The 8102-nt window shown below is 61.0% G+C and carries 8 protein-coding genes and 1 pseudogene; all 9 read right to left on the minus strand.

Features of this window, described 5'->3' with window-relative positions:
• Positions 1 to 27: 27 nt before the first annotated feature.
• Positions 28 to 822, minus strand: a complete 795-nt coding sequence (gene ehuA / locus PD653B2_RS09410) for an ectoine/hydroxyectoine ABC transporter ATP-binding protein EhuA (RefSeq protein WP_085872133.1) — start codon at positions 820 to 822, stop codon at positions 28 to 30.
• Positions 823 to 853: 31 nt separating this feature from the next.
• On the minus strand, positions 854 to 2065 hold the full coding sequence (locus PD653B2_RS09415) for a M20 family metallopeptidase (protein ID WP_085872123.1): 1212 nt from the start codon (positions 2063 to 2065) through the stop codon (positions 854 to 856).
• On the minus strand, positions 2062 to 2775 hold the full coding sequence (locus tag PD653B2_RS09420) for a GntR family transcriptional regulator (protein ID WP_085872124.1): 714 nt from the start codon (positions 2773 to 2775) through the stop codon (positions 2062 to 2064). Before PD653B2_RS09420 ends, PD653B2_RS09415 begins: the two co-directional genes overlap by 4 nt.
• An 84-nt stretch (positions 2776 to 2859) precedes the next feature.
• Entirely contained in the window at positions 2860 to 4083 is a 1224-nt protein-coding gene (locus PD653B2_RS09425) for a metal-dependent hydrolase family protein (protein WP_085872125.1), read from the minus strand.
• Between the two features lie 47 nt (positions 4084 to 4130).
• The gene (gene ehuD, locus PD653B2_RS09430) at positions 4131 to 4796 is read right to left on the minus strand and encodes an ectoine/hydroxyectoine ABC transporter permease subunit EhuD (RefSeq protein ID WP_085872126.1); all 666 of its coding nucleotides are present in this window, start codon (positions 4794 to 4796) and stop codon (positions 4131 to 4133) included.
• Complete coding sequence (locus PD653B2_RS09435; RefSeq protein WP_085872127.1) at positions 4793 to 5461, minus strand: amino acid ABC transporter permease; 669 nt, start codon at positions 5459 to 5461, stop codon at positions 4793 to 4795. The genes ehuD and PD653B2_RS09435 overlap by 4 nt, the downstream gene beginning before the upstream one ends.
• A 47-nt stretch (positions 5462 to 5508) precedes the next feature.
• On the minus strand, positions 5509 to 6351 hold the full coding sequence (locus PD653B2_RS09440; protein WP_165763401.1) for a transporter substrate-binding domain-containing protein: 843 nt from the start codon (positions 6349 to 6351) through the stop codon (positions 5509 to 5511).
• A gap of 162 nt (positions 6352 to 6513) precedes the next feature.
• Positions 6514 to 6999 carry a cupin domain-containing protein gene (locus PD653B2_RS25595; RefSeq protein ID WP_242665215.1) on the minus strand — a complete coding sequence of 162 codons (486 nt, stop codon included), beginning with the start codon at positions 6997 to 6999 and terminating at the stop codon, positions 6514 to 6516.
• Positions 7000 to 7401: 402 nt separating this feature from the next.
• Positions 7402 to 7650: pseudogene (locus PD653B2_RS26025) on the minus strand (histidine kinase dimerization/phospho-acceptor domain-containing protein); the annotation flags it as partial.
• Positions 7651 to 8102: the final 452 nt, after the last annotated feature.

Raw genomic sequence — 8102 nt, forward strand, 5'->3', positions numbered from 1 at the left:
TCCCTCTGGAGGTGCTCGCGGCTGGCCTCAATGGTCCAGAACAGCGCGGAGGAAATTCCGGGTGCTCGGGTTTGTCGGATTCTCGAAGATCACGTCCGGCGGCGAGTCCTCCGCGACCACGCCGTGTTCCATGTAGATGACACGGTCGGCGAAACTCCGTGCAAAGCGCATCTCGTGCGTCACCAACAGCATGGTCATCGATGTCTCGTGCGCGATGTCTCGGATGACGCTGAGGACCTCGCCGACAACCTCAGGGTCGAGAGCCGACGTGACCTCGTCGAACAGCATCACCTGAGGACGCATTGCAAGGGCTCGCGCTATCGCTACCCGTTGTTGCTGACCGCCCGAGAGTCGACTTGGATACTCGTCAACCTTGTGACCGAGTCCCACCTGCTCCAATAGCTCCACGCCGCGCATTCGCGCTTCATCCTTCGAAAGTTTGAGGACGTGCACGGGTGCTTCCATGACGTTTTGAAGTGCAGTCTTGTGTGGGAAGAGGTTGAAATGCTGGAACACCATGCCAATGTTTCGGCGAACTTCCGCAATATGACGGCGCCTGTCCGGTTCGTATTCGCCATCCTTCAACCGGACTCCAAGCGGAACCCCATGAACATGGATGATCCCAGAGTCGGGCTCCTCGAGGGTCATAAGGAGACGGAGAAGCGTCGTCTTGCCAGAGCCGCTTCTACCGATAAAAGCGACCTTCTGGCCAGCTTCGACGTCAAGGTCAACTCCACGCAGGACATGGCTTTCGCCGTAGGACTTGTTCAGGTCCTGCATGGCGATCGCGGGAGTATTCTCGCTGGCAGAGCGCAATCTCATTTGCGCCACATCCAACTTGGCACCAGGCACATCAGCGCTCGGAAGTGAGGACGCCATCAATCATCCCTTCGTAGACGTTCACAGTTGTCGTCAGAGCGGACAGCGAAACCCACTCATCCGGTTGTCCAGACTTGGATGGGTAGTCATCGCCTTCCGAGGTCCCACCTGCGAATGGGCCGAACATGACGGTGGGTATGCCTAGGTCCCGCGAGAAGTAGTGGGCGTCTTGAAAACCTGCGGTCCCCCCGAGTTGCAGCGACCGACCGGTCGCCTCAGCAAACGCCCTGCGGCAGATGCCTACGATCGGGTTGCTCTCGGGAGTCTCCATCGGATCCACCGTGTGGGTGACCTCGACGGTGAAATCGAAGTCAGTGATGGTCCTTGCGGCAATGGCGTAGACCTCATCTACCAAGCCCGACACATCTGCGTCGGGCAGGTGGCGGAGATCCACGTCAGCCGTGCAACGGTCGGAGACAACGTTGATCTTGTGTCCGCCCGAAATCCCGCCGATATTCAGCGTGTTGTCTGGCAGTAGCTCGTGCTCGTTACGGCGCAAGGTGGTAGGGGTCCAGTCCTGCAGGGCGGTAAGCCAGGCCAGCATGGCATTGATCGCGTTACGTCCGAGCCATGGACGTCCGCCATGGGCCGACCTCCCCGTCACCTCAAGGCGCAGCCAGATCGCGCCACGATGCGCTAAATACAGTTGATCGCCCGTCGGTTCACACACGCAGGCAAAGTCGGCGCTGAGTTCTTGCTCGACAAGACGCTTCGATCCGTGAAGGCCGCCACACATCTCGTCCGCAACCGCAGTCAGGATGAGTTCGCCGCTGGTCGGCGAAGTCCTCGCATAGTTGACTGCAGCGACTGTCATGGCGGCTAGACCCGCCTTCATGTCCTCTGCTCCTTGCCCATAGAGGCGATCTCCATCAACGACGCCCTCAAACGGACCTACCGACCAACCCTGGCCCGGGGGCTGAACGTCCATGTGACCGTTGAGCAGCAGGCTTGGTCCTGATCCCCAACGCCTGCGAGCAATTACGTTCGCTCGTCCTTCTGCGAACTCGTCGTACTGCACCTCGAATCCAGCCTCTGCCCATGTAGAGCCCAGCAGTCGCGCAACGGGAAGTTCTCCCCCAGGTGGGTTAATCGAAGGGATACGAACCAGCCTGGTCAGGAGGTCGGTCAACTGTTCACGGATCCCTCGTTGCTCGAGGTCCGAACTCACGTCGTGGTTGACGGTCATGAGATGGGGCTCCCACCGATCTTTTCAATGAGGCGCTGGGCATGCCGCCAGACGTGGTCACGCATTGCCACCTCGGCGGCGCCGGCGTCCCGGTTCACCGCCGCATGAACGATGGCCTGCAGTTCCGATAGCTGCATGTCGGTCTCCGGCTCCGAGTAGATGTGCTCCTTGTACACGTTGCGAATACGGTTCAGGTGGAGTTCAAGGTTGTCGAGGAAGCCCGCGAGAAGCTTGTTGTCAGCGCGTTGAGCGAATAGGTGGTGCAGCGCGACATCAAAGCTGGCCACCGCAGTCGGATCTGCCTGTGGCTGCGAACGCTCGAGCGACGCAAGTCCCGCAGTGAGCGTCGCGACGTCGGCGTCGGAGAGGTTGCTGACCGCGTTGGCCGCGGATCTAGCCTCCAGAACCGTACGAAGGTCATAGACATCTCTGACGAACTTGGTGGTCACTGTGGCGACACGCGGTGCTTTGAACGGTTCAGATTCAATGAAGCCATCCTGCTCTAGTGCGGCCACTGCCTTGGTGACCGGCGACCTGCTCACGCCGAGATGGTCAGCGAGGGCCACGACACTGATGACCTGCCCCCCCATGAGTTCGTTGGAGATGATCATGTCCCGAATGGCGTTGTAGGCCTCGTCCTCGAGGCGTTGCCGTGGCGCGATGCTCGCGCGCGGCTTTCCCTGACTGACGAACTTCGGTAGCTCTGCCACCTGGATGCCTTTCCATTCGCGGTTGGGGGTCTCGCACCAACCCTGCAAGGGATGTCTTGGGGTCTTCGATCATCTGAGCTGGCACTAGTAGTCGTATCGAACCACTTCGCCGCCCTTGATGACGCCCAGCGGACGGGCATCGTTGATCAAGATGCTGGCGTCCTCACAAGGATTGCCGTCGATGATGACGAGGTCAGCGAGTGCATCGACTTCAACCACCCCGAGCTGACCTTCCATCTGCAGGATCTCAGCGTTGATCAGAGTTGCCGACTGAACCAGCTCGAGCGGACTCTGCACCTGAGATCTCAGCTGGAACTCCAGCCAGTGATACGGGTGGATGATCCCCTCGAGGTCGGATCCGAAGCCAACCTTCACGCCCGCCCGCCGGCAAATCTCGATTCCCCTCAGCCCACTATCAACCGCGTCTCGGATTCGCTGCCGGACAGGAGCTAGGCCGAGCTCGTCAGCATGCATGAAGCGCCCCTCAAGCGCTGAGAGGGTGGGAACCACGTAGGCACGACCGGCGATCTGCCGCGCGACCTCTTCAGTGATGAGATTCCCGTGCTCGATTGTCCGAGCACCCGCCTCGACTGCGCGGAGAATTGACTCCGCGGCATAAGCGTGGGCCATTACGTAGGTACCTACGGCCCTGGCTTCTTCCACCGCTGCGCGTATCTCTTCGACAGTGAAGTGGGAGTACTGCAAAGGCACACCACCAGCGATGCCGCCCCCAGCGAAGATCTTGATCTGATGTGCGCCGCGCCGCAGCTCTTCACGTACTGCGTGGCGGACTTGGTCGACGCCGTCTGCGACTCGGCTCATCGATCCGAGCGCGTGCGCACAGTAATCGGGCAAGTCCACCTCGTTCCGTGCACGGAAGTCCCCTTGTCCCCCAGTCTGCGCGATGCCCTTTCCTGAGATGAACAATCGGGGACCAGGAATGAGCCCTGTGTCCACAGCCTCCACTAGGCCCCAATCGGCCCCACCAGCATCGCGTGCAGCCGTGAACCCTTTCATGAGCAGGTTTCGAAGAATCGGAATGGAGCGAGCTGTCAGGAGCGTGGCCGACTCTTTCGGCAACCCCGCCAAGTTGAGGTCCGACGCCATGACATGAGCATGCGCATCGATTAGACCCGGCATGACGGTTCGTCCTTTGACGTCCAATGTCTCATCATCGGTACCCGCCGTTGGTCCGATCTCTCGGATCCGCCCTTCCCTCACGCGAATCGTGGTGGGTTCACTCAACTGACCCGTGCGAACATCCAGGACGGCGCAGTTCGTGAGTGACAAGGTTCCGGCACTAGACATTAGTTGAACTCCTACTAAGGATTCGACGGTGACCGCGATGAGCTGGGTTAGACTCGGGTGCCGTTGGTAACAAGCTTCTTGTCGAGCAGGTTGAGAATCACAGCGCTTACCACACTCATTACCAGGAAGAACCCGCCAACCATGAGGATCGGCTCGGTGTACCTGTACGTGCGTCCCCCCGCGTCCATCGCTTTAGCGAGAATCTCCGTGACGCCGATCGTGAACAGTAGGGGCGAATCTTTGAACATTCCGATCATGAAGGATCCGATCGCGGGAATCACCCGGCGCACGACCTGGGGAAGGATAATTGCCCGCCATGTGTGAACCACCGAGAAATTGAGCGCCCTGCTCGCCTCCCACTGACCGCGCGGAATACTTTCGATTCCGGCGCGATAAGTCTCTGCGAGGTACGCGGCGTACTGAAGACCCAGAGCAGCGACTCCCGTTGCGAATGGAGGAAGGGATATCCCGACGCCAGGAAGAATGTAGTACAACGCGAAGATCTGGATCAGCAGTGGAGTGTCGCGCAAGAACTCCCCAATCCACCGGACACCGATCCGAACAGGCCCGAAGGGTACATATTCGGCGGTGCACAGTACGAGACCGAACAGGATCGCCACCACCATTCCGATGACCGTCGCAAAGACGGTGACGAGCGCGCCTTGGCATAGGCTGGGGAAGATTGAACTCGCGTAATCCCAGTCGAAGGTCATGCGCTCGCCCTCCGGACGTGAAGACGACGAGCCATTCGCTTCTCGACAAAGCGGAACGCGCTCGAAAAAGTGAGCGAGAGTGCGAAGTAGATGACAAGTATCGTCAGATACAGGTTATTTCGATTCCCATCGACGAGCGCTAGGCGATTGGCGTTGGCCGTCAACTCGCTCACCGCAATCAGGGAAGTCAGGGCCGTCGCCTTCAGAAGAATGACCTGATTGGTAGCGAGTGAGGGCAACATCATGACGAGCGCTTGGGGAAGAATGATCCGCCACATCGCCATCCACGTAGGCATGTTCAAGGCCACCGAGGCCTCCATTTGCCCCTTCGGGACGGACTCGATTGCACCCTTGACGATGTCAGCCCCGTAGGCCCCGATGTTGAGACCCAGTCCGAGCGTCGCGGCCTGGAACGAGGAAAGTGGCCAACCGAATAGAGGAAGTACGTAGAAGCACACGAACAGGAGGACCAAAGCTGAGACGCCTCGAAAGATCTCAACCCAACAGCGCGCGGGCCATCGCAACAGGCGATGCCTGCTGGTGAGCAGGATCCCCAGAAGCAGGGCGGTGGCAAGTGCCACCGCCCCACCCGTGACCGCCAGTGCCGTGGTGGTGAGCGCTCCCCGAAGAAGGTCTGGCATGTTGTTTTCCAGGACACTCCACATCTGAATCCCCCACTTCGCTCGACAAAGCTGGTCCTGGCGGTCCCCAGCTACTGGGGTGTGTTGCCCTTGCAGAGGTCCTCTGCCGTGAGATCAGCAGGCGGGATGTTCTCGTCGGTGAACCCGAATTCCTCCATGATCTTCTGATAGCTGCCGTCCTTGCGCGCGTTCGCTAGCCACTCTCCGTAGGCCTCGCGAAGATCATCGGCCTCCTTCGGAAACACCGAGCCGCCGTAGCCGACGGCGGTCGCGCCGGTCTTGTCCTTGGGTTGCTCACTCAGTTCGACGTACTCGACCTTGTCCGAGCTCAGGGCGTTGAGAGTTGCGTGAAGACCCGTCTGCTGCTGCGCCATCACGTCGACCCTTCCCGCGACGAGCGCGGCCGCGGCGTCCGCATAGCTCGGGAAGGTCTTGATTCGATTCTTGGGCACGCCGGCGACTTCCGCGTACTCGATTTCTGCAACTCCGGACGACGTCGCGTACACTGCCTGGCTATTCGCGACATCGGCGTAGCTGTGGATTCCCAGCGGGTTGCCTTTGGGTACCGCAAACGCGGTCCCGACCTGGTACTCAGGCGGGCCGAAGTCAGCCGCCTCGCATCGGTCGGGAAGGATGTACATGCCAGCACCGACGACGTCGTATCGCTTCGCCAGCAGACCCGGGATCAGCCCTGCGAAGTCGACCTGCACACCCTCAACCTTGATGTCATGCTCTTTGAAGAAAGCCTTCATGAGCTCCATGTTCATGCCGGTGAGATTGCCGTCCTTTTGGTAGGCGTACGGGGCTTCGTTCGCGTACCCAACCTTCACGACGCCTGACTTCTCGAGGCGCGGAAGGGTCCCGCCCTTCGCATCGTCGGCACTCCCGCATCCCGCCGCCATCATGGCGGTCATGGCGAGGGCCGCTGCGCCCGCAACCAGAGGGCGGGCCGACCGAATGTGCACGTATAGGCGATTCTTGGCCAGTGTCGCGTTCCGCCAGATTCTGTGCATTCGACTTTGCTCCTTCGTGGAGGGACCTACCGATTAATTTCCGAGAGCTCTGTGCGCCTCGTGCTACTCGTCGTACACAAGGCCGATGTCTGCGTACTCGGGCCGGCTAATCCCAAACAGCAGCTCGACGGTCTCGTCGCCCGTCGACCTCAGGGAATGGGTGACCCCCGCCGGGATGTAGAAGACGCTTCCTCGGCGGGCCGGGTGGTCCACTCCACCAACGTGCACCTCCGCCTCCCCAGCCAGTAGGAGGTACCACTCGGAACCATGCGGGTGGTGGTGCTTGATGTGGTAGTCGCCCGGTTCGAAACGGCAAATGCCGATGTGAACGTCTGTAGCTCCCGACAACCCGCCCGAGATGAGCTCAAGCACCCGGCCGTCTTCTCGCGGATCAATGTCGTCGGCGTAGTCACGAAGCTCGGTGAACTCGTCATCCGTGAGGCTGAACTGTGAAAAGTGTCCGCGGAATTCACTCGGCACGCGCTCGACTCCGTTCAAAGATTGCATGTTGTATGCAGCATGGCGCGGGGTGCACGTGATGTCAAGCACATGTGCGCGTCTCCCCGGCCTTCGGGTCACAGACCTATAGGGCGGCCGGGACCTCCCTCTGTTCGGTCTCGGTCGCGAGGTATCCGCACGCGGAGGCCGGCTACGTGCACGCTTTGCCAGCCGCAACGGGGCACGGTGCCGAGACCGCGTCCCCCAGCAAGCTGGAAGGAGGAAAGCCGCACTGGCGATGCCGGCGCTGGAATGCGCGCATCGCTTACGGCTCGCGACCGAACGCAGGTCGCGGCCACGACGAACTTGAGCACGAGAGGCCCGGTCGGGCCAGTTCGAGTGCACTCGATCAACGGCGTTCATTTCGATCCAGGTATTCGGCGAGGTCGGCCCCCATGTCTTCGCCAGGAGTGGTGTAAGCGCGAAGTCGATCCACTCAGAGATCCTGGTCACAACGTCGTTGAGGCGTTGACCTGCTCGCCACACCGCTTCGAGCGAATCCGCGGCTCCCGGGGGAAACTCGTCTTGTCGATCAAGCAGCAACTCGGCGTGACCCAGCATCGTGGTCAGTGGCGTACGCAGGATGTGGTTCACCGTCTCCGCCAGTGATCGGCTCAGCTCCCCCCGGGCGGCAGCCACCAGGCTGGTGACGTCCGTCATGACCGCCCACGCGCCCCGCCGCTCGCCGTCGAGCCCCATCATCGGCGCGGCGTTGACACAGAGATGACGGACCGGCTGTCCAGGGGCTCTCACCGTGACGATGGCGTCTTCGACGACCACCCCGCGTGAGGCTCGCACGATCGGCACTTCATCGGGACGGAGGAGGCGGCCCCGTCGCCGTAGAGATGGAACACCTCCGCCAACGACTCGGCTGACACGATTGCGACGGGTCGATGCAGCAGGTTCTCCAGCCCCGGACTCATCATCGACAACTGTCCCGATGCGTCCAGGACCGCAACGGCAAGCCCGGCACGACACATGAGCTTCCGGAGCGCTGCCGGGTCGGCCGGGGGGAATGACCCGGGGAGGTTCTTCTGGGTCCGCTTCATGCTCCCTCTGCCTTCGACGTGCTTCTGCGCTCACCAAGCCAGAGAACCGAACTCCATTCGCGCCGACCGGCCGGCGCTGTGCTGGGGTCTGCTGCACGCACGGGT

The sequence above is a fragment of the Nocardioides sp. PD653-B2 genome, assembly GCF_002117935.1.
Taxonomy (GTDB): domain Bacteria; phylum Actinomycetota; class Actinomycetes; order Propionibacteriales; family Nocardioidaceae; genus Nocardioides.